The organism is Amycolatopsis aidingensis, from assembly GCF_018885265.1.
Classification (GTDB): Bacteria; Actinomycetota; Actinomycetes; order Mycobacteriales; family Pseudonocardiaceae; genus Amycolatopsis; species Amycolatopsis aidingensis.
In genome coordinates this window covers 7,566,068-7,585,425 of record NZ_CP076538.1, presented here as the reverse complement: position 1 = coordinate 7,585,425, position 19,358 = coordinate 7,566,068, and the positions used below count along the sequence as shown (strand labels likewise).

19 protein-coding genes are annotated in these 19,358 nt (G+C 70.5%); 12 read left to right on the top strand and 7 right to left on the bottom strand.

Annotated features, from left to right (window positions below; genetic code table 11):
* The first annotated feature begins 66 nt into the window (after positions 1-66).
* Genes KOI47_RS34975 through KOI47_RS34965 form a run of 3 tightly spaced genes read left to right on the top strand, consistent with a single transcriptional unit; the run spans position 67 to position 2,536 of the window.
* Positions 67-843: a deoxyribonuclease IV gene (locus tag KOI47_RS34975; protein WP_216212115.1), complete on the top strand. Its 777-nt coding sequence runs from the start codon at positions 67-69 to the stop codon at positions 841-843.
* The gene (locus KOI47_RS34970) at positions 840-2,174 is read left to right on the top strand and encodes a glycosyltransferase family 87 protein (RefSeq protein WP_232376446.1); all 1,335 of its coding nucleotides are present in this window, start codon (positions 840-842) and stop codon (positions 2,172-2,174) included. The genes KOI47_RS34975 and KOI47_RS34970 overlap by 4 nt, the downstream gene beginning before the upstream one ends.
* A gap of 17 nt (positions 2,175-2,191) precedes the next feature.
* A complete protein-coding gene (locus tag KOI47_RS34965; RefSeq protein WP_216212113.1) occupies positions 2,192-2,536 on the top strand; it encodes a hypothetical protein in 345 nt (114 codons plus the stop codon).
* A gap of 38 nt (positions 2,537-2,574) precedes the next feature.
* Here KOI47_RS34965 and KOI47_RS34960 read toward each other — a convergent pair whose 3' ends face one another.
* The 3 genes from KOI47_RS34960 to KOI47_RS34950 form a co-directional block, all read right to left on the bottom strand.
* Positions 2,575-4,125 carry a glycosyltransferase family 87 protein gene (locus KOI47_RS34960; RefSeq protein ID WP_216212110.1) on the bottom strand — a complete coding sequence of 517 codons (1,551 nt, stop codon included), beginning with the start codon at positions 4,123-4,125 and terminating at the stop codon, positions 2,575-2,577.
* Positions 4,126-4,209: 84 nt separating this feature from the next.
* Positions 4,210-4,479 carry a hypothetical protein gene (locus KOI47_RS34955; protein WP_216212107.1) on the bottom strand — a complete coding sequence of 90 codons (270 nt, stop codon included), beginning with the start codon at positions 4,477-4,479 and terminating at the stop codon, positions 4,210-4,212.
* Between the two features lie 108 nt (positions 4,480-4,587).
* A complete protein-coding gene (locus KOI47_RS34950; RefSeq protein WP_216212103.1) occupies positions 4,588-6,939 on the bottom strand; it encodes a transglycosylase domain-containing protein in 2,352 nt (783 codons plus the stop codon).
* Here KOI47_RS34950 and KOI47_RS34945 point away from each other — a divergent pair.
* Positions 6,886-7,536, top strand: coding sequence for a hypothetical protein (locus tag KOI47_RS34945; protein ID WP_216212098.1), 651 nt, complete (start codon positions 6,886-6,888; stop codon positions 7,534-7,536). The genes KOI47_RS34950 and KOI47_RS34945 overlap by 54 nt on opposite strands.
* A gap of 97 nt (positions 7,537-7,633) precedes the next feature.
* Here the strand turns inward: KOI47_RS34945 and KOI47_RS34940 are convergent, their stop codons facing one another.
* The gene (locus KOI47_RS34940) at positions 7,634-8,032 is read right to left on the bottom strand and encodes a DUF5318 domain-containing protein (protein WP_216212095.1); all 399 of its coding nucleotides are present in this window, start codon (positions 8,030-8,032) and stop codon (positions 7,634-7,636) included.
* Positions 8,033-8,285: 253 nt separating this feature from the next.
* On the opposite strand from KOI47_RS34940, the gene KOI47_RS34935 reads away from it, so the two are divergent.
* From KOI47_RS34935 to KOI47_RS34920, 4 genes are read left to right on the top strand one after another with little or no spacing between them, the layout of a single operon-like run.
* The gene (locus KOI47_RS34935) at positions 8,286-8,882 is read left to right on the top strand and encodes a PadR family transcriptional regulator (RefSeq protein WP_216212091.1); all 597 of its coding nucleotides are present in this window, start codon (positions 8,286-8,288) and stop codon (positions 8,880-8,882) included.
* 54 nt (positions 8,883-8,936) lie between these two features.
* Positions 8,937-10,019 carry an inositol-3-phosphate synthase gene (locus KOI47_RS34930; RefSeq protein ID WP_216212087.1) on the top strand — a complete coding sequence of 361 codons (1,083 nt, stop codon included), beginning with the start codon at positions 8,937-8,939 and terminating at the stop codon, positions 10,017-10,019.
* A gap of 58 nt (positions 10,020-10,077) precedes the next feature.
* Positions 10,078-10,617 (top strand): RNA polymerase sigma factor, encoded by a 540-nt coding sequence (locus KOI47_RS34925; RefSeq protein WP_269756685.1) that lies wholly within the window; start codon positions 10,078-10,080, stop codon positions 10,615-10,617.
* Positions 10,610-11,413, top strand: a complete 804-nt coding sequence (locus KOI47_RS34920) for a hypothetical protein (protein ID WP_216212081.1) — start codon at positions 10,610-10,612, stop codon at positions 11,411-11,413. The genes KOI47_RS34925 and KOI47_RS34920 overlap by 8 nt, the downstream gene beginning before the upstream one ends.
* A 4-nt stretch (positions 11,414-11,417) precedes the next feature.
* On the opposite strand, the gene KOI47_RS34915 is transcribed toward KOI47_RS34920, so the two are convergent.
* Complete coding sequence (locus KOI47_RS34915; RefSeq protein WP_216212078.1) at positions 11,418-12,065, bottom strand: HAD family hydrolase; 648 nt, start codon at positions 12,063-12,065, stop codon at positions 11,418-11,420.
* Between the two features lie 86 nt (positions 12,066-12,151).
* Between KOI47_RS34915 and KOI47_RS34910 the strand changes: the two genes are divergently transcribed.
* From KOI47_RS34910 to KOI47_RS34900, 3 genes are all read left to right on the top strand, one after another.
* Entirely contained in the window at positions 12,152-13,366 is a 1,215-nt protein-coding gene (locus KOI47_RS34910) for an MFS transporter (RefSeq protein ID WP_216212076.1), read from the top strand.
* A gap of 149 nt (positions 13,367-13,515) precedes the next feature.
* Positions 13,516-15,609, top strand: coding sequence for a PhoX family protein (locus KOI47_RS34905; RefSeq protein ID WP_216212073.1), 2,094 nt, complete (start codon positions 13,516-13,518; stop codon positions 15,607-15,609).
* A 54-nt stretch (positions 15,610-15,663) separates the two neighbouring features.
* Positions 15,664-16,359, top strand: coding sequence for an SDR family oxidoreductase (locus KOI47_RS34900; protein WP_216212068.1), 696 nt, complete (start codon positions 15,664-15,666; stop codon positions 16,357-16,359).
* Between the two features lie 81 nt (positions 16,360-16,440).
* Here the strand turns inward: KOI47_RS34900 and KOI47_RS34895 are convergent, their stop codons facing one another.
* On the bottom strand, positions 16,441-16,830 hold the full coding sequence (locus tag KOI47_RS34895; RefSeq protein ID WP_216212065.1) for a MerR family transcriptional regulator: 390 nt from the start codon (positions 16,828-16,830) through the stop codon (positions 16,441-16,443).
* A 117-nt stretch (positions 16,831-16,947) separates the two neighbouring features.
* Here KOI47_RS34895 and KOI47_RS34890 point away from each other — a divergent pair, with 117 nt between their 5' ends.
* Positions 16,948-18,021 carry an alkene reductase gene (locus KOI47_RS34890; protein ID WP_216212063.1) on the top strand — a complete coding sequence of 358 codons (1,074 nt, stop codon included), beginning with the start codon at positions 16,948-16,950 and terminating at the stop codon, positions 18,019-18,021.
* Positions 18,022-18,038: 17 nt separating this feature from the next.
* Here the strand turns inward: KOI47_RS34890 and KOI47_RS34885 are convergent, their stop codons facing one another.
* On the bottom strand, positions 18,039-19,355 hold the full coding sequence (locus KOI47_RS34885; protein WP_216212060.1) for an amidohydrolase family protein: 1,317 nt from the start codon (positions 19,353-19,355) through the stop codon (positions 18,039-18,041).
* Between the last annotated feature and the right edge of the window lie 3 nt (positions 19,356-19,358).

The following is a 19,358-nucleotide window of genomic DNA, read 5'->3' as shown; positions in this document are numbered from 1 at the left end:
GGTTACCAGCCCGGGACGTCTGCACCGTACTCGATGGTCGTCGGTGCCGGTCGGTACCCTCGCGCCATGCTGATCGGAGCGCACGTCCGCGACGACGACCCGTTGCAGGCCGCCCGCGAACGTGGCGCCGACGTGGTGCAGTTCTTCCTCGCCGACCCGCAGAGCTGGAAGGCGCCGCAACGCCCGGCGCAGGCCGAGGATCTCGCCGCCGCCGGGGTGGAGGTGTTCATCCACTCGCCGTACCTGATCAACATCGCCTCGATGAACAACCGGGTCCGGGTGCCCTCGCGCAAGGCGGTGGTGCAGCATGCGGCGGGCGCGGCCGAGATCGGCGCCAGGGGGCTCGTGGTGCACGGCGGGCAGCTGCGCAAGGACGAGGACGCCGACGCGGGGATCGCCAACTGGCGCAAGCTGTTCGAACGGCAGGCCGACCAGGGCGGGTTCGGCGTCCCGATCCTGATCGAGAACACCGCGGGTGGGGAGAACGCGATGGCCAGGCACCTGGAGGCGCTGGCCAGGCTGTGGGACGTGGTCGGCGAGTTCGGTGCGGGTTTCTGCCTGGACACCTGCCATGCCTTCGCCGCGGGCTGGGAACTGGAGACCGCGGTGGACCGGGTCCGTGCCATCACCGGCCGGATCGACCTGGTGCACCTGAACAATTCGCGGGACGAGTTCGGTTCCACCCGGGACCGGCACGCCAATGTGGTCGGCGGTGCGGGCACCATCGACCCGGACCTGCTGGCCGAGGTCGCGCGGGCGGCGGATGCCCCGGTGGTGGTGGAGACCCCGGCCGAGGGGCAGCAGGCCGACATCGAGTTCCTGCGGCAGGCACTCGGCACGTGACGGGGCGTTCGAGGCTCGGCAACGCGGCGCTGGCGGTACTGGTGCTGCTGTGCGGGTGCACGCTCCTGCTCGGCTTCCTGAACAAGGACCGGTGCACCGGCCCCGACTTCGACCAGAACGGCCGCAGCACACCGAACTACTCCGAGCGCAACTTCGCCGACGCCTGTTACTCGGATATCCAGTTCCTGTGGCTCGGCAGGGACATCGACCGGCACATCTTCCCCTATGTGCACGGCGACCTTGTCGACGGCAGGCTGGTCGGCGGGGCGGTGGAGTACCCCGTGCTCACCGGCATGCTGATCTGGGCAGGCGCCACCTTCGCCGAAACCGACGCCGGGTTCCTGCTCGGCTCGGCCCTGCTGCTCGCCCCGTTCGGGCTGCTGACCGGCTGGTTACTTGGGCGGATCGCGGGCTGGCGCGCGCTGCTGTGGGCGATCGGCCCGCCGCTGGTGCTGTACGCCTTCCACAACTGGGAGCTGCCCGCGGTGGCCTGCGCGGTCGGCGCCTTCGCCGTAGTGCTGCTGGGCCGGGGCGCGCTACGCGGCCGGGCGCTGTGGGCGGCGGTGCTGCTCGGGCTCGGGTTCGCCGTCAAGGTGTTCCCCGCGTTCTTCGTCCTCCCGCTGGCGCTGTATGTGCTGACCGGCGGCCGCGGCGGCGCCGAGGGCAGGGACCCGCGCGGTGCCGCGGGGGTGCTGGGCGTGGCCGCGGGCACCGCCGTGGCGGTGAACCTGCCGTTCGCCATCGCCGGGTTCGACGGCTGGCTGGCCTCCTTCCAGTTCCAGGCCGAACGCCGGGTCGACGCCACCACGAACTCGATCTGGTACTGGGCCTTCCGCCCGGAGGACGGGGCGAGCTTCCAGTCGGTGGTGGACGTGGTCTCCCCGGCATTGGTCCTGGTCTCCTTCGCCGCCGCGCTCGCCGTCGGCTGGCAGCGCTACCGGCGCGAGGGCGGCTACCCGTGGCTGGCGGTCTGCGCGGCGATGCTGTGCGGCTTCCTGTTGCTGCACAAGGTGCACTCCCCGCAGTACACCCTCTGGCTGCTGCCGATGTTCGTGCTGGTCCGGGTGCGCTGGGGCTGGGTGCTCGGTTACCTCCTTGCGGACCTGGCCATGGGGATCGGCATCTTCCGCTGGTACGGGGCGCTGGGTGCGGACGGCGGCCACATCTACGACGGCTTCGCCGCGCAGGCGGTGATGATCGGGGTCTGGGGCCGGGCCGCCCTGCTCGCCGGGCTGTTCGTCGCGTTCCTCACCAGCAGGGAATGGGATGCGCCCGGCAGCGCGGCGCAACCACGCCTTGCGGAGAACCGGTTTGCGCCTCACCCCACGTGAGGCTGTTGCCTGGGGGCATGCTTACGGATGGCCTGACCCCGGTGTACCGGGAGGACGACGAGCTGGTCGGCTACCTGCGGCCCGCGGGCGCCGGTTGGCAGCCGCTGACCGTGTTCGGCTACCCGCTGGGCGAGCCGGTCCCCGCCGAGGACGCGATCGCCGAGCTGAAGGCGCGCGGCCTTGCTTGCCTGGCCGACCGCTGGTCGGTGTACTGGCCGTCGGACGGGTGCTGGTACTCCTGCCGGATCGCCGAGACCGGTCCCGGCTGGGTCCGGGTCGCCGTGCATGACTACGGCGCCCCCGACTTCGGGGCGACCGCCACCTTCGAGCACCCCGGCCGGGACCGCCTGCGCCCCGGCTGAGCCGATCGTGTCGCGCGTTATCAACAGGTACTGAGGCGCTACCTCGCCGCGGTGACCGGCCTGCGGCGCCGGAACACATAGGCGTCGCGGGCCCGGTCCAGCACCCCGCCTGCCGGGTCGTCCTCGCCGCCCATCCGCACCAGGTCGGTGGACGGCCGGTAGATCTCCCTGATCACCAGCACGCACAGCCCGATGACGGCGATGTCGCGCAGCACCACGGTGCCGAGGAACCAGCCTTCCGGCAGGCCCTTGTCGTCCGTGCCGAGGTAGTAGAACATCCGCGGCGCCCACACCGCCGCGTCGATGATCATCCAGCCGAGCAGCAGCCGCCAGCGCGGGATCGCCAGCACCGCGAGTGGCACCAGCCACAGCGAGTACTGCGGGCTCCACACCTTGTTGGTGAGCAGGAAGGCCGCGACCACCAGGAAACACAGCTGTGCCACCCGGGGCCGCACCGGTGCGGTGAGACCGAGGTAGGCGATGCCCGCACAACAGGCGAGGAACAGCGCCCCGCTGACCGTGTTCAGCCAGACCGGGCTCTCCCCGCGGACCAGCTCCCCGTCGAACCCGGTCCACCCGGTGAAGTAGGAGATCACGTTGTACAGCGAGTCCGGGTCCATCCCGCGTTCGCCGTTCAACCGGAAGAACTCCCGCCAGCCGTCCGGGAAGGCCAGCGCGATCGGCAGGTTCACCGTGGTCCAGGCGAGCGCGGTGCTGACCGCGGTCTTCACCCAGGTACGGGGTTTCCCTGCGCGCAGGCACAGCACCAGCAGTGGCCCGAGCAGGAACAGCGGGTACATCTTCGCCGCGGCCCCCAGGCCGAGCAGTACCCCGGCCAGCACGGGTTTGCGGCGGGCCCAGGCGAGCATGCCGGTCGCGGCGAACGCGACGGCGAGCGCGTCGAAGTTGGTGAAGGCATGCACCACCACCAGCGGGGAGACCGCGACCAGCGCCGCGTCCCACGGTCGGCGTCTGGACGTTCTGGCCACCGCCCACACCGCCGTCAGCCAGGCGAGGGCGAGGAACAGTGCGGTGATGTTGAAGTAGACCGCGACCGGCAGCGCTCCGGGCAGCCAGCCCGCGTCGGATGCCTCGGTCCAGGCGTGCGTGAGCTTGGCGTTGACCCACTGGAACAGCCCGGTGAGCACCGGGTACTCCATGTAACGGACCTGCTCCTGCGGGGTCCCCTCGTTCTCCACCCACTGGGTGGCGTAGGGGAAGGTGCCCGGCCGGTCCAGCCGTTCGGCGCCGTACAGCGGCACGATGTCCGAGTAGCACATCGCCACGTACGGCCTGCCCGAGCGCCAGTCCAGCTCGGCCTGCCCGGCCTCGTTGGTGTACTGCTGGATGCAGGCCGCCTTGCCGAACCAGCCGAGGGTCAGGGTGAGCACCGCCAGCAGCAGGCCCACCCGCAGCGGGGTCCAGAACCAATGTCTGCCGATCACCGCGTGCTCGCCGAGCGGACCCCCGATGGGACGGGTGGCCGTGGTGGCGAACGGGTCGGTCCAACTGGGGATCACCCGCTGGCCGGCGTCGAGCGAGGCTGTCTCGGACGCCGGTTCGGGCGTTGGTTCGGACTGGCTGGACACGGGCCGAGGGTAGCCGCAGGCTCAGCCGATGACGTCCGGGCATCGGTAGCACTGCATCGAGGTGGCGAACCACCCTGTTGTCAGTCACGTGATCGCCGGGCTTCGCCCGGCCTGTCGTGCGTCGCGGATCTGGAGCAGTGCCGCCAAGCCATGGAGGAATGCCACCAAGGCGCCCGGGCCGATGGTCAGCAGCCATACCTCCCATCCGGGCGGCACCGCCGCGACGACCACACCAGCGGCAAGCACCTGCGTCCACAGCAGAAGTACTCGCAATGGCAGCGGGCGCCATGGGACAGCCGCCAATCCCAGCGAGACCAATCCCGCTGGGATGAAGACGAAGAGGAGCAGGCTCAAGAGCACAATCAGGACGGGCCGTTTCGCTGCCGGGCGGCATGCGCCGTGGAGGTCGCCGATCCCGTCAGCGGGTCCATGAGCGGCCCCATGGCACTACACCGGGCCTTGCTACTCGTCCCCGCGTCCCCCGCGGCCGGGCAGCAGCCCGATGCCCTCGTCGTCCCCGTCCGGCGGACCGGTGCTGTTACCCGGCTTGGTGTTCGTCGGCGGGGTCGGGATGGTGATCGAGGTAGGGGGCGAGGAGGTCTTCGTCGGGTCGGAGGTCTCCGGCTCGGAGGTCTCCGGCTCCCGTTCGGTGGTCGGGTTACGGTCCCGGGTCTGCGGGGTGTAGTCCCGTACCTCCTTGCCGATCAGGTCGACCTTCGGGAACTCCTCCTTCGGCTTGCCCTTCAGGTAGGAGTCCATGAACTCCTTCCAGATCTCACCGGGCAGCCCGCTGCCGTAGATCCTCCTGCCGCGCTTGTCCTTGATCGCCTCGTCCCGGCCGGTGCCGACCCAGGCCGCGGCCGAGATGGACGGGGTGTAACCGACCATCCAGGCCTGTGAGTTCTCCCCCTCGTTCGCGGTCGACTGGTGGGTTCCGGTCTTGCCTGCGCAGTCCCGGTTGCCCGCGCAGTCCAGGTCGGAGAACGGCAGCACCGGCTCCAGCGACTTGGTGACGTTGCCCGCGATCTGGGCGTTGCGCTTGGAGTCGTCGGAGTCGAAGGCCGGTTCGCCCTTCTTGTCCACCTCGAACACCAGGCTGCCGTCGGACTTCTCCAGCTTGGAAACGAAATGCGACTCGTGGTGGATGCCCTCGGCCGCGAAGGTCGCGTACGCCGAGGCCATGTCCTCCGGGGTCACCTCGACCCGGCCACCGCCGATGGAGATGTTGCCGGTCGGCTCGTCCATGGTCTTCTTGTCGCCGTGGCTCTCCGGGATCCCCGCGGCGAGGGCGGCGTCCACCACCGCCTGCACCCCGGTGTCCTCCATCACCATCTGGTAGAAGACGGTGTTGGCCGAGCGCTTCATCGCCTCCGCCACCGTGCACTGCGCGCTGCAGCTGGAGTTCGGGCCTGCGTTGTTCACCACCTGCTCGCGGCCCTCGAAGGTGCGCCCGGACCGGCCGTCGTAGGTCTCACCGAGCCCCTTGCCGCGTAGCAGCAGCGCCACCAGGTCGAAGGGCTTGTACGAGGAGCCGGGGTTGCGCTGGGTGTTCGCCCAGTCCACCTGGTCCACTCCCGGTTCGTTCGGCCCGCCGTAGTAGGCCATCACCCCGCCGGACTTCGGGTTCACGGCGACCAGTGCCTTGCGCAGGTTCTCCGGCTGGCCCTTCATCACCTTGTTCACGGCCTGCACGGCGAGCTTCTGCGCCTCCGGGTCGATGGTGGTGTGGATCCGGTAGCCGCCGGCCTGCAGCTTCTCCTCCGGGTACCCCTTGGCTTCCAGCTCGGCCTTCACCCGCTGCTTGATGAACGCGGCTGGCCCCTGGTTCATGGTGTTCGGCCTGCTCTGCTCCAGCGGGATCATCTCGGGGAACTGCATCGAGTCCCGCTCGGCCTTGCCCAGCCACTTGTTCTCCACCATCCGGTCCAGCGCCACGTTCCACCGCTCGGTGGCCACCTCCGGGTTCTCCGAGCGGCCCGGCTGCTGGATCAGCCCGGCGAGCAGGGCGGACTCGGACGCGTTCAGGTCCTTGGCGTCCTTGCCGAAGTAGGCCTGCGCCGCGGTCTGCAGCCCGTAGGCGCCGCGCCCGAAGTAGATGGTGTTCAGGTACGCGGTGATGATCTCGCTCTTCTCCTGCTGCTGGTTCATCTTGAAGGACTTGACCAGCTCGAGGAACTTCCGCGTGTAGCTGTACTCGTCGTTCTGGGTGGCCACCTTGATGTACTGCTGGCTGATCGTCGATCCGCCGCCGACCCCGCCGGTGACCTGGTTGTACACCGCGCGCATGATGCCGGTGACGTCGAACCCGGAGTTGGTCTCGAAGGTGGCGTCCTCGGTGGCGTAGACGGCCTTCCTGGTGATCTCCGGGATCTCGCTGTAGTTCAGCAGCACCCGGTTGCCGCCGGGGGGCACGTCCTTACCCATCTCCGAACCGTCGTCGAAGAGGTAGGTCACCACCTTGTTCTGGTCCGCGGCCACCTCCTCCGGGGTCGGCACGTCCACCAGGAAGTACGTGATCGTGAAGGCCAGCGCGGGCAGCACCACGAACAGGCCGAACAGGGCGTACAGCGTGCGCCGGATCCGCCGCCAGCGGCGTTTCTTCCGCTGCCGGGGGGTGAGCGGCGGCTTGCCGTTCTTGCCTCGCGGCTCCTCGTCCTCCTCGTCCAGGCCGTGCTCGTACAGCTGCTGCTCGTCGTCGTCCGGCCAGTCCTCCGGCCCGTACCCGTAGTCGGGATCGTCCGGGCCCGCGCCGTGGTGGTCATGGGTGAGCAGCTCGGGTTCCCGGTCCTCCGGGCCGATCCGGCGGCCGACCATGCCGGTCGGCTGCTCGACGCGGGGGTGGCGTGGTGGTTGCCCCGCTCCGGCCGCTCCGACAGCGCCAGCCGCCCCGGCGGCCGCGGGTCCGCCGGGGCCCTGCGGCCCGGGTGGTGGCTGCCGGTGTCCTGGCTGTCCCGGCCTGCCGCCTGGTGGCGGCCCCGCAGGCGGGCGGCCGCCGGATGGCTGGCCAGGTCCCCGCCCTGGTCCCTGTGGCCCCTGCCGCCCGCCCGCTTGCGGTGGCTGCCCCGGTTGCGGTGGCCGGTGTCCGCGCGGGTCCTGTGGCCGGTACGGCCCCTGCGGGGGCGGTGCCTGGCCTGGTTGCTGGGGCCGCTGCGCGGGCCGTTGCCGCTGCCCGCCGTGGTCCGGGTCCTGGCCGCCCGGCCAGCGCGGGCCCTGATCCTCCGCGCCCGGCCAGCGAGGCTGCTGCGGGGGCCAGGGTGGCTGCTGGGGCGGCCTGCCCTGCCGGGGCGGGCGGGGCGGCTCGTCACCGGTGGGCCACTGCGGGCCGGAGTCCTGACGGCCCTCGCCTGGCGGCCACTGCTCGTGCCTGCCTTCGGGGTCCTGTCCTGGCCAGCGGTGATCGTTCACGATTGAGCCTCCCGGACCGGCGCTTCGGGGCGCGCCGTCCTGCCGTTGCCTGCGTGCGGGCCCCGCCAGGGGGTCGGTAAGAGCACAGCGATGTTCCCGGTCCTCACTGGCCCGCGGTCCTCCGCGAACGCCGGTGTGGTGTTCCGGTACCGAGGACGTACGACTGGACCAGGTGGTTCCAGCGGCACGCCCGGCACACCTCTACGACATAGACGGTGAACTCACCGAAGAGGTTGGCCATCCGCTCGAGTTCCTCCGGGGTCCTGGCCGAACCGGCGGCGTGCTTCAACTCGTCCCCGTAGACCCAGGAGACCAGGGTCAACGCCTCCCGGCGGCAGACGGGGCAGTCCCATCCGCCCGGCCTGCCGTGGAACTTCGCAGCTCGCAGGAGGTACGGCCCAGCATCGCAGACCTCGTCGGCGCCGACCCTGCCCGCCCGGTATCCGGCGAGCAGCGCTCGGCGCTGCAAGGTGTAGTCCACGACATGCCGCTGGGTTCGCACGTCCACAGAGTACGTGCTCCAGCCGGGTGCACGGTGGGCCGTTCTGGGTAAGGACCGTGGTTACTAAGCCGACACGCCGGGAATTCGATAACTCTCTCGTGAACACTGAGGTACTACCCGCGTACCTCAAGAAGGTTAGATACACCACGTCGATGTATCGAGGCGATATAATGAACCGGTAGGTTGTGGCTGGATGACCGCGTGGACACTGCAACGTCCGGCGGAGTCGTTTGTTCCCGAAAGGGGGTTGATCGTGCTGGAGTTCGCAGTCCTCGGGTTGCTGCACGAGGCCCCCATGCACGGTTATGTGCTGCGCAAACGGCTACACGAGACGCTCGGCATGTTCCGCACGTTCTCCTACGGCTCGCTGTATCCGACCTTGCGCAGGCTGCAGCGAGCGGGCCTCATCGTCGAGGAGCCCGAAGACCTCGAGGTGGGTGAATCCACCCCGAGTCAGCCGAGGACGAGCTCCAGGACCCAGAGCAGGAGTGGCTGGGGCCGCAGGGCCCGGCGCGTGTACAAGCTCACCGCCGAGGGCAAGGAGCGGTTCGCCGAACTGCTCGCCGACGTCGGCCCGCAGACCTGGGACGACGAGGGTTTCGGTGTGCACCTGACGTTTTTCTCCAGGACACCGGCCGACGTCAGGATGCGGATATTGGAGGGCAGGCGCCGTCGCGTCGAGGAGCGCCGCGAGGGACTACGCGCCGCCCTGGGCAGAGCCGAGGAGAAGATCGACCGCTACACCCGCGAGCTGCATCGGCTCGGGCTGGAGACCAGCGAGCGGGAGGTGCGCTGGCTCAACGAGTTGATCGCACACGAACAAGCCGAGCAGCGCGGTCAGCAGACCTGACTCGCCGCCGCCCGGCGGAGACCACACGCAAATCACGAGTAAGGAGAAACCGGCATGGGCGAGAACCTGCGGGTGGCCATCGTAGGAGTTGGCAACTGCGCGGCGTCGCTGGTGCAGGGCGTCCAGTACTACCGCGACGCCGAACCTGACTCGCGCGTGCCAGGCTTGATGCACGTGCAGTTCGGCGGCTACCACGTCTCCGACATCGAGTTCGTCGCCGCGTTCGACGTGGATGCCAAGAAGGTCGGCCGGGACCTCTCGGAAGCCATCGTCGCGAGCGAGAACAACACGATCAAGATCGCGGACGTGCCGCCGCTCGGGGTGACCGTGCAGCGCGGGCACACCCACGACGGGCTCGGCCGGTTCTACCGGGAGACCATCGAGGAGTCCGACGAGTCGCCGGTGGACGTCGCAGCCGCGCTGCGGGAAGCCGGGGTGGACGTGCTGGTGTCCTACCTGCCGGTGGGCTCCGAGGAGGCGGACAAGTTCTACGCGCAGGCGGCCATCGACGCGAAGGTCGCCTTCGTCAACGCGCTGCCGGTGTTCATCGCCTCCGACCCGGAGTGGGCCGCCAAGTTCACCGAGGCCGGGGTGCCGATCGTGGGCGACGACATCAAGTCGCAGGTCGGCGCGACCATAACGCACCGGGTCCTTGCCAGGCTGTTCGAGGATCGCGGGGTCCAGCTGGACCGCACCATGCAGCTGAACGTGGGCGGCAACATGGACTTCCTGAACATGAAGGAACTGGAGCGGCTGGAGTCCAAGAAGGTCTCCAAGACCCAGGCGGTGACCTCGCAGGTCGACCGGGATCTCGGCAAGGGCAATGTGCACATCGGCCCCTCCGACTACGTCTCCTGGCTGGACGACCGCAAGTGGGCCTACGTCCGGCTGGAGGGGCGTGCCTTCGGCGATGTGCCGCTGAACATGGAGTACAAGCTCGAGGTCTGGGACTCCCCGAACTCGGCAGGCATCATCATCGACGCGGTGCGGGCCGCGAAGATCGCCAAGGACCGTGGCATCGGTGGCCCGGTGCTTTCGGCCTCCTCCTACTTCATGAAGTCGCCGCCGGTGCAGTACTCCGACTCCGACGCGCACGCCGCCGTCGAGCGCTTCATCGCAGGCGACCCGGACAGCTGAGCCGATTCCGTTTACCCCGGGGGCTAAACCCCCGCGCGCGTTCGGGCGTCGCGGGGATGTGCGAACGGTAGCTGCTGATCCAGCCGTCGGCGCGCCGGATCACGGCGCGCCGACGGCGTTCGCGTCGTTGTTCCATGACGCGTTCGAGCCGATGAAACGGTTCGCCTACCTGCTCGGCGCGGACGACCCGGAGAACATCGCGCAGGAGGCCTTCGTCCGGCTGCACAAGTCCTGGGACGGCCTGCACGAGGACGCCAAGGCGCTGGCCTACCTGCGGCAGATCGTGGTCAACCTGTGCCGGTCCCGGCTGCGCCACCTGCGGGTGGTCCGGCGCACCCCGGCCGACCTGCCGCCGGACGAGCTTTCCGCCGAGCACCATGTGCTGGTCGGGCAGGAACACCACCGGCTGCGCGCCGCGCTCCGGCGGCTGGCCCGCAGGCAGCGTGAGGTGCTCGTGCTGCGTTACTGGCTGGACCTCGGGCAGGCCGAGATCGCCGAGACACTCGGCATCTCCGTCGGCACGGTCAAGGCCACCACTTCGCATGCCCTGGCCAATCTGCGCAAGCGGATCGACGAGGTGGAGGGCCGGCATGAATGACCTGGAAAACCGGCTGCGCGCGACCTTCACGGAGCTGGCCGATGAGCTGCCGCCCAGCAAGGACCCGTGGGCAGAGCAGCAACGGCGGTTGGCGGCCGGGTCGCGGCGCGGCAGGCAGGCCGTGCTGGCCAGCGTGGGCACGGCCGCGGCGGCCGTGCTGGTGCTCGTTGGGGCCTTCCTGGTCCCCGGCCTGCTGACCGAACGGCCCCCGCGGGACCAGGTTGCCGGTGCCGGGCCGGAGCCGACCAGCGGCGCCCCTCCGGCCGCCGAGGACACCCTGCCCTACCGGCCGCATGCGGGCACCGAACTGCTCGCGGGCCCCTATCCCCTCGGTGAGGTGCGGTGGGAGGGCGAGCGCCACACCGTCGGCGCCTACTACCTGCGCTACACCGACCCGAACGGTCCGCGGGGCACCGCGCTGTGTGTGCGGAGGGCCCGTGCCGGAATGCCGATCAACGAGGCCGATCCGGCCCGGCAGGGCACCGGCTCGGCGGGGTGCGGGCAGGCTGTCGATCCCGGGCGGACCGCACCCCTGTTCCAGGTCCACCGGTTGAACTGGGTCGATGAGGGCACACCGGTCGAATGGCTGGTGCTGGCGATGGGTCCGCAGGTGCAGCGAGTGGAGCTGCGCAACGATCATGGTGCCCTGATCAGGACCACCCGGGCCGGGGGCACCGGGGAGGCCGCGCTGTTCTACGCGACGGTGCCCGATCCCGGCCTGCGCCCGGAACAGCTGCGGTACCTGGCCAGGGACGCCACGGGCGAGCAGATCGGGGCTGGACCGCTCGGCCGGTGACCGGTCAGCCGAGTTCGCCGAGTACGTCCGGTAGCTCGCGGATCGAGCGCAGCCTGCTGTGCGCCCTGGCGAGCACCGCCTCCTCCGGCGGGAAGTGCGGGTTCGGTACCGCGACCACGGTCATCCCGGCCGCCAGCGCGGAACGCAGGCCGTTGGTCGAGTCCTCGACTGCCACGCAGTCCCGCGCCGCCACCGCCAGCCGGTCCGCTGCCTGCAGGTAGACGTCCGGCTCCGGCTTGCCCGCACCGGCCTGCTCGCTGGAGAGCGCGACCCGGACCAGTCCGGTCAGCCCGGTGGCCGCCAGGAACGCCTCGATCAGCACCGGCGGGGAGGAACTGGCGATCGCCACCGGGTACCGCTCGCCGACCGCGCGCACGACCTCTTCCGCACCGGGTAGTACCGGTGGGCCTGCCGCGTATCGCCGCGCCATCCGGTCGACCACCACCTCGGCGGCTCGCTCGGCGGTCAGCCGGGTGCCGAGCTCGGCCACCAGGTATCTCGCCCACTCCGGTGTGCTCATCCCCTGCAGCGCCCTGCTGGCCTGCTCGGTCCAGCCACCGCCGTGCTCGGCGACCACCGCACGGCGGGTCTCGTCCCACACCGTCTCCGAGTCGACCAGCACCCCGTCCAGGTCGAAGATCACCGCTTCCATACCGGCCAACGTACCTGTGAGCCGACTTACTTCGGAACGCTAAGCAATTATTGTTAGCATTGCTAAGTGACTTTTCGGAGGTGTGCATGAGCGCCGGGCACGCGAGCCTGCTGGAGGCGGTCAAGGGACAGCCGCGACAGGTCTGGATCACCGCGTTCGCCGCGGTGATCGCGTTCATGGGGATCGGGCTGGTCGACCCGATCCTGCTGTCCATTGCCGAGGGGCTGGATGCCACGCCGGCCCAGGTCACCCTGCTGTTCTCCGCCTACCTCGGGGTGCAGGTGGTCGCCATGCTGGTCACCGGAGCGGCCAGCGCACGGTTCGGGGCGAAGCGGACCGTGCTCACCGGGCTGTCCCTGATCGTGCTGGCCACCGCGCTGTGCACGGTGGCCGGTTCCATCGAGCAACTGGTCGGCCTGCGCGCGGTCTGGGGGCTGGGCAACGCCTTCTTCATCGCGACCGCGCTTTCCGTGATCGTCGGCGCCGCCGCCGGTGGGCAGGCAGGCGCCATCCTGCTCTACGAGGCCGCGCTCGGGGTCGGCCTCTCGGTTGGCCCGCTGCTGGGTGCGGTACTCGGCAGCATCTCCTGGCGCGGGCCCTTCCTCGGCACGGCCGTGCTGATGGCGAGCGCGCTGGTGCTCTGCGTCACCTTCCTGCGCAGCGACGCGGGCGAGCGGCGGCCCCCGGTCCGGCTGCTCGACCCGCTGCGGGCGCTGCGGCACGGCGGCCTGCTGCGTACCTCGATCGGCTCCGCGCTGTACACCGCCGCCTTCTTCGTGGTGCTCGCCTGGTCCCCGTTCGTGCTGGAGTGGAGTGCCATCGCCGTGGGCATGGTGTTCTTCGGCTGGGGGCTGTGCGTGGCGGTCGCCGGGGTGGTGCTGGCCCCGCGGCTGGCCGCCCGGCTCGGCGAGCGGCACGCCACCGTGCTCGCGGTGTCCGGTTACGCGCTGCTGATGCTGGTCATGGCGGTGCCGAGCAAACCGTTGCTGGTCCTCGCGATCATCGCCAGCGGGCTGGTGTCCGGGCTGCTGAACACCCTGTTCACCGGCACCGCGATGTCGATCAGCCCGGCCCCGCGGCCGGTGGCCAGTGCGGGCTACAACTTCTGCCGCTGGCTCGGCGGCGCACTGGCCGCGACCCTGGTCGGGCATGTCGCGGACTGGTTCGGCTTCGCGCAGGCGCCCTACCTGGTGGCGGCCGTGCTCTGTGCCGTGGCCGGTGGCCTGCTGGCCATCCGGGACCGCGCCCCCGATCCGCACACCGTGCCCGCCGGTGCCGCACTGCTCGGCGAGGAGTTCTGAGCAGGTCGTTGAGGTTCGACCGAAAGGGCCGGTACCGGGTCGGCGGTTAACCGGAGTCGTTCGCGAACCGTTCACCTGGACTTTCGGCTCGGATAGTTTGGCCGACATAGCGTCTCGTTCGTTCCCGACTGAGTGATCATGGAGGCGTCGTGTCCATCGAGCCTGGGCGACTACTGCCCCTCTCGACCACCCACCCAGGTGGCCGCTCCGCGGTCACCTGCGAGTACCGCTGCGGCAACGCGTGCGCCCACCCGGCGCCCAACACCTCGGACAACGAGTATTTCGGCGATGTCGTGAAAGACATGATGTCCCGGCGTGGCGCGCTCAAGGCAGGTGCCGCGCTCGCCGCGACCGCCGGTGGGTTCGCCGCGCTCTCCGGAACCGCGGCCGCGGCCCCCGGTTCGGTGCCCCCCGCGCTGGCCGGTAAGCACGGCAGGCCGCGGCACGGCATCCCCGGCACCGACTTCGACCCGGTGCAGCCGAACACCGCCGACGCGGTGACCATCCCCAAGGGCTACCGGCAGGACATCGTCATCCGCTGGGGCGACCAGGTGCTGCCCGGCGCGCCGGAGTTCGACTTCGACAACCAGACCGCGGCGGCGCAGGAGCAGCAGTTCGGCTACAACAACGACTTCGTCGGGCTGATCCCGCAGGACCGGCTCGGCTGGTTCAACCTGCTGGTGGTCAACCACGAGTACACCGCGGAGACGCAGATGTTCCCCGCGGGCAGCTACGACCGGGAGAACCCGACCGAGGAGCAGGTCAAGATCGCCTGGGCCGCGCACGGCCTGAGCGTGGTGCAGACCGTGCGCGAGCTCAGCGGCGGCCTGCGGGTGCTGCCCAGCTGGCGCAACCGGCGGATCACCATCAACACCGAGTTCGAGCTGCGCGGCCCCGCAGCGGGTTCGAAGTACCTGAAGACCTCCGCGGACCCGAGCGGCAAGAAGGTCTTCGGCACCCAGAACAACTGCGCCGGTGGCGTCACCCCGTGGGGCACCGTGCTCTCCGGCGAGGAGAACTTCCACCAGTACTTCGCCAACGGGGGCCAGGTCACCGACCCGGTGCGGCGGGAACGCCTTGCCCGGTACGGCCTGCGCGGCGGCGAGACCAGCCGCAAGTGGGAGCGGTTCGACAAGCGCTGGGACGTGGCCGAGGAGCCGAACGAGTGCCACCGGTTCGGCTGGGTGGTCGAGATCGACCCGCACGACCCGAACTCGACCCCGGTCAAGCACACCGCGCTCGGCCGGTTCAAGCACGAGGCGGCCAACGTCAAGATCGCCAAGGACGGCCGGGTGGTCGTGTACTCCGGCGACGACGAGCGCTTCGACTACATCTACAAGTTCGTCTCCAACGGCAAGTACAAGAAGGGTCAGAGCAGGCACGCCCGCAGGCACAACTCCGCCCTGCTGGACGATGGCACCCTGTACGTCGCGCGGTTCACCGGCGACTCCCCGGCGAGCGAGATCGACGGCTCCGGCACGCTGCCATCGGACGGCGAGTTCGATGGCACCGGGGAGTGGATCCCGTTGGCCAGCGGCAACAGGTCCTTTGTGGACGGGTTCACCGCGGAGGAGGTCTACGTCTTCACCCGGCTGGCCGCGGACAAGGCGGGCGCCACCAAGATGGACCGGCCCGAGGACATCGAGCCGAACCCGGTGAACGGCCGGATCTACGCGGCGCTGACCAACAACTCCGACCGCGGCGCCGCGGGCAAGGAGGCCGCGGACGAGGCCAACCCGCGCAACGGCAACCGCAACGGGCACGTGCTGGAGTGGGAGGAGGACCGTGGGGATGCGGCGTCCACCAGCTTCTCCTGGCGGCTGCTGCTGGTCTGCGGTGACCCGGCCGAGGCCGACACCTACTTCGGCGGTTTCCCCAAGGACCAGGTCAGCCCGATCTCCTGCCCGGACAACGTGGCCTTCGACGGCTACGGCAACCTGTGGGTCTCCACCGACGGCAACACGCTCGGCTCGAACGACGGCCTGTTCTCGGTGCCGGTGGAGGGCAAGGAACGCGGGTACGTCAAGCAGTTCCTCACCGTGCCGGTCGGCGCGGAGACCTGCGGGCCGGTGGTGACCGACAACCTGGTCCTGGTCGCCGTGCAGCACCCCGGCGAGGGCGGCAGCCCGGCCGACCCGCTGTCGCACTGGCCGGACGGCGGCGACTCGCAGCCCCGCCCCGCCATCGTCGCGGTGTGGCGCCAGGGCTGGTGGGGCTTCCCCGGCAAGATCGGCTGCCGCTGACGTCAGCTGTGAGTGGGCCACTCACAGCATCCGGCCCGGCGCTACCGTGGTGGTATGGGAGAAGATCCACTCGCGCTGGTGACCGGCGCGTCCCGGGGTATCGGGGCGGCGGTCGCGCAGGCGCTGGCGCCGACCCACCGGCTGCTGCTCGGCGGGCGGGACACCGACGCGCTCGCCGAGCAGGCCGCCAGGCTGCCAGCAGCCCGGCCCTGGGCCGTCGACCTGGCCGACCCGGACGCGGTGCAAACGGCCGCGGCCGAGATCGACCGGCTGGAGGTGCTGGTGCACTCCGCCGGGGTGGCCCGGCTGGGCACCGTGCAGCAGGCGGGCGCCCAGGCGTGGCGGGACAACCTCGAGGTCAACCTGGTCGCCGTGGCCGAGCTGACCCGGCTGCTGCTGCCCGCCCTGCGTGCCGCGCGCGGGCATGTGGTGGTGCTCAACTCCGGCGCCGGGCTGAACGCGCGGCCGGGCTGGGGCCCGTATGCGGCCAGCAAGTTCGCGGTCCGGGCCTTCGCCGACGCGCTGCGCGCCGAGGAGGAGGGCAGCGGGCTGCGGGTCACCTCGGTCTACCCCGGCCGCACCGACACCGAGATGCAGCGGGCCGTGGTCGCCGGTGAGGGTGGGGAGTACGACCCGGAACGCTTCCTGCGCCCCGAGTCGGTGGCCGAGGCCGTGCGCACCGCCGTCACCGCGAGCCCGGATGCCCACCTCACCGAGCTGGTGCTGCGCCCAAGGCCCGCGCCCTACTAGGCCGTGTTTAAGGAGGCGCGCGGCCTGCGGCCGGACGCGCGCCCCCGCATCACCTCAGGCAGCCACCTTCTTAACCAGCGCCTAGAACCTCGCCGGGGCCCCTCCGCCTGTCCGCAAACTTTCCCGGTGCGCCCGGTTCGCGGCCATCAGCTCGTCCAGCGCGTCCCTGGTGTGGATGAGGCTGGCGATGTGCTCGGACAGCCGGTCGCGTTCCTGTGCCATTCGTTCCAGCGCGGCTTCGGTGTTCTCCTCGCTCGGCGAGTCGACACACGGCAGCAGTTCGGCGATGGTGTGGCTGGAAAGGCCCGCGGCGTACAGCCGCTGGATGAACCTGACCCGCTCGACCTTGTCGGCCGTGTAGTGCCGCTGCCCGCCCGCGCTCCGGGTACTGGTGAGCAGGCCCTGCTCCTCGTAGTACCGCAGGGACCGGACGCTGACCCCGCCCCTGGACGCCAGCTCCCCGATACGCATCTCGACCTCCCGGCTGTGACGCCCGACACGAGGCGTTGCCTCTGACATGGATGTCAGGTTCTAGCGTAGCCGTAGTGCCCGGGAATCCGGCGCCGCGGACGACGAAGGAGCCTTGACGTGACGACCCTTTTCGACAGCTACCGGCTCGGCGACCTGGTGCTGCCCAACCGCGTGGTGATGGCCCCGATGACCAGGGTCCGGGCCGCCGACGGCGGCCTGGCCACCGCCTCGATGGCGACGTACTACGCCCAGCGGGCCAGCGCAGGGCTGATCGTGTCGGAGGGGGTACAGCCGAGCCTGATCGGGCAGTCCAACCCGGGTACGCCAGGTCTGCACACCGATGAGCAGGTGGCCGCATGGCGTCCGGTGACCGCGGCCGTGCACGCCAACGGCGGGCGCATCGTCGCCCAGATCATGCATGGCGGACGGGTCTCGCATCCGGACACCATCGGGACGCAGCCCGCAGGTCCCTCCGCCGTGCCCGCGGCCGGCGAGGTGTTCACCCCGGACGGGCCCAAGCCCGCACCGATGCCACGGGCCATGGAAACCGCCGAGGTGCCCGAGCATGCCCTGTCCTATGCCCAGGCCGCCCGCCGGGCCGTCGCAGCCGGCTTCGACGGGGTGGAGCTGCATGGCGCCAACGGCTACCTGATCTCGCAGTTCCTTTCCTCGAACGCCAACCTGCGCACGGACCGCTACGGCGGCTCGGTACGCAACCGGATCCGGTTCGCCGTCGAGGCGGCGTCCGCGACCGTCGAGGCCGTCGGCGGGGCCAGGACCGGCATCCGACTCTCCCCCGGCGGGACGTTCTGGGGTGTCGCGGAGACCGACGTCCCGCAGCTGTACACCGCGCTGCTGAGCGAGCTGGCTCGCCTCGAGGTGGGCTATGTCCATCTCGAAGCCACCTTCGACGAGGATGTGCTGCTCGACCTGCGCCGGGCCTGGCCGGGCACGCTCATCATGAACCCGGTCGTGCCGATGGGGCCGAAGCAGACCGGGCGGGCCGAAGCGGATCACTGGCTCGGCCTTGGCGCGGACCTGATCAGCTTCGGCCGCGCCTTTATCGCCAACCCCGATCTGGTCGAGCGGCTGCGCAACGCGCTCCCGCTCGCTCCGGTCGACGAGGCGGGCTACTACCAGGGCGGGGACGTCGGCTACCTGACCTACCCGGCCTACCAGTACTCGGCCTGACGCCCCGGCAGGCTCCGTCAGGCCCGCAGCCGGGCCGCGGCGGAGGCCACCCCGGCCTGCGCCGCGGCCCGGTCCACCCTGGTGGACTCGCCATCGGCCACCACCTGCTCACCGGCGACCCAGACCTCACTCACCCGGCGCGAGCCCGCCGCCCACACCAGGTTCGCCAGCAGCGCCTCGTCCGGTACGTCCAGGCCGGTCGCGAAGGCGGGCTGGTCCACGTCGATATGCACGACATCCGCCCAACGGCCGGGCTCCAGCGCGCCGATGTCGGTGCGGCCCAACGCCTCCGCGCCGCCACGGGTGGCCAGCAGCAGTGCCTGCCCCGCGGTCAGCGCGGTCGAGTCCTGAGTGGCCAGACGGCTGAACATGGCGGCCAGCTGGATCTCCTCCCACAGGTCAAGGTCGTCGTTGCTGGCGGGCCCGTCGGTGCCGAGTCCGACCGGGATCGCGGCCGCCCGCAGCTGGGACAGCGGGGCGATTCCGGAGGCCAGCTTGGCGTTCGAGCCGGGGCAGTGCGCGACTCCGGTGCCGTGCCGGGCGAGCAGTGCGATATCGGAGTCGGAAAGGTGCACCCCGTGCGCCGCCAGCAGCCTGCCAGCCAGCAGGCCGACCTGCTCCAGCAGCCGGGGAACCGAGCCGTACTCGGCGCGCTGGCTTTCGTCCTCGGTGGCCGCCTCGGCCACGTGGATATGCACCAGTGCGTCGCGTTCCCCCGCCGAGTCCGCGATCTTCCGCAGTGCCTCGACCGGCAGCATGTACGCCGAGTGCGGCGCGTAGCAGATCTCCACCCGGTCGCCGGGCCCGAACCGCAGCCCGTCCGCATCGATCCACCGTTCGGTGGCGGCGATCATCGCGGAGGGGTCGAGGCCGGGCAGGTCGATGATCGGCGAGCCGAGTAGCACCCGCGCACCGGTGGACAGCACGGATTCGGCCATCTGCTCGGCGTGGAAGTACATCTCCGCGCTGGTGGTCACCCCGTGCCGGAGCATCTCCACCGAGCCGAGCAGCATCCCGGCGCCGACGTCCTCCGGCCGCAGCCGGGCCTCGGCTGGCCAGATCACCTCGTGCAGCCAGCGCAGCAGCGGCAGGTCTCCGCCGAGGCCGCGCAGCAGCACCATCGGGCTGTGCGCATGCGCGTTCACCAGTCCGGGCAGCAGCATTCCCCGCAGGTTCCGCAACTGGGCGCCCGCCGCGGTCTGCGGCGCGGCTGCATAAGGTCCACAGTGGACGATACGGCCGGATTCGTCCACGTCCACCACGGCATCGCGTAACACGGAGCAGGCGGGATCGGCTGGCAGTACGATCGGGGCACGGAGGCGAAGCGCAGGCATACC

What these genes read in the sequence shown, in the direction of transcription:
- KOI47_RS34975 (WP_216212115.1), top strand. Translation starts at nt 67, where the DNA reads ATGCTGATCGGAGCGCACGTCCGCGACGACGACCCGTTGCAGGCCGCC.
- KOI47_RS34965 (WP_216212113.1), top strand. Translation starts at nt 2,192, where the DNA reads ATGCTTACGGATGGCCTGACCCCGGTGTACCGGGAGGACGACGAGCTG.
- KOI47_RS34945 (WP_216212098.1), top strand. Translation starts at nt 6,886, where the DNA reads ATGGGTGAGCAGCTCGGGTTCCCGGTCCTCCGGGCCGATCCGGCGGCC.
- KOI47_RS34950 (WP_216212103.1), bottom strand. Translation starts at nt 6,939, where the DNA reads ATGGTCGGCCGCCGGATCGGCCCGGAGGACCGGGAACCCGAGCTGCTC.
- KOI47_RS34930 (WP_216212087.1), top strand. Translation starts at nt 8,937, where the DNA reads ATGGGCGAGAACCTGCGGGTGGCCATCGTAGGAGTTGGCAACTGCGCG.
- KOI47_RS34920 (WP_216212081.1), top strand. Translation starts at nt 10,610, where the DNA reads ATGAATGACCTGGAAAACCGGCTGCGCGCGACCTTCACGGAGCTGGCC.
- KOI47_RS34915 (WP_216212078.1), bottom strand. Translation starts at nt 12,065, where the DNA reads ATGGAAGCGGTGATCTTCGACCTGGACGGGGTGCTGGTCGACTCGGAG.
- KOI47_RS34910 (WP_216212076.1), top strand. Translation starts at nt 12,152, where the DNA reads ATGAGCGCCGGGCACGCGAGCCTGCTGGAGGCGGTCAAGGGACAGCCG.
- KOI47_RS34900 (WP_216212068.1), top strand. Translation starts at nt 15,664, where the DNA reads ATGGGAGAAGATCCACTCGCGCTGGTGACCGGCGCGTCCCGGGGTATC.
- KOI47_RS34895 (WP_216212065.1), bottom strand. Translation starts at nt 16,830, where the DNA reads ATGCGTATCGGGGAGCTGGCGTCCAGGGGCGGGGTCAGCGTCCGGTCC.
- KOI47_RS34885 (WP_216212060.1), bottom strand. Translation starts at nt 19,355, where the DNA reads ATGCCTGCGCTTCGCCTCCGTGCCCCGATCGTACTGCCAGCCGATCCC.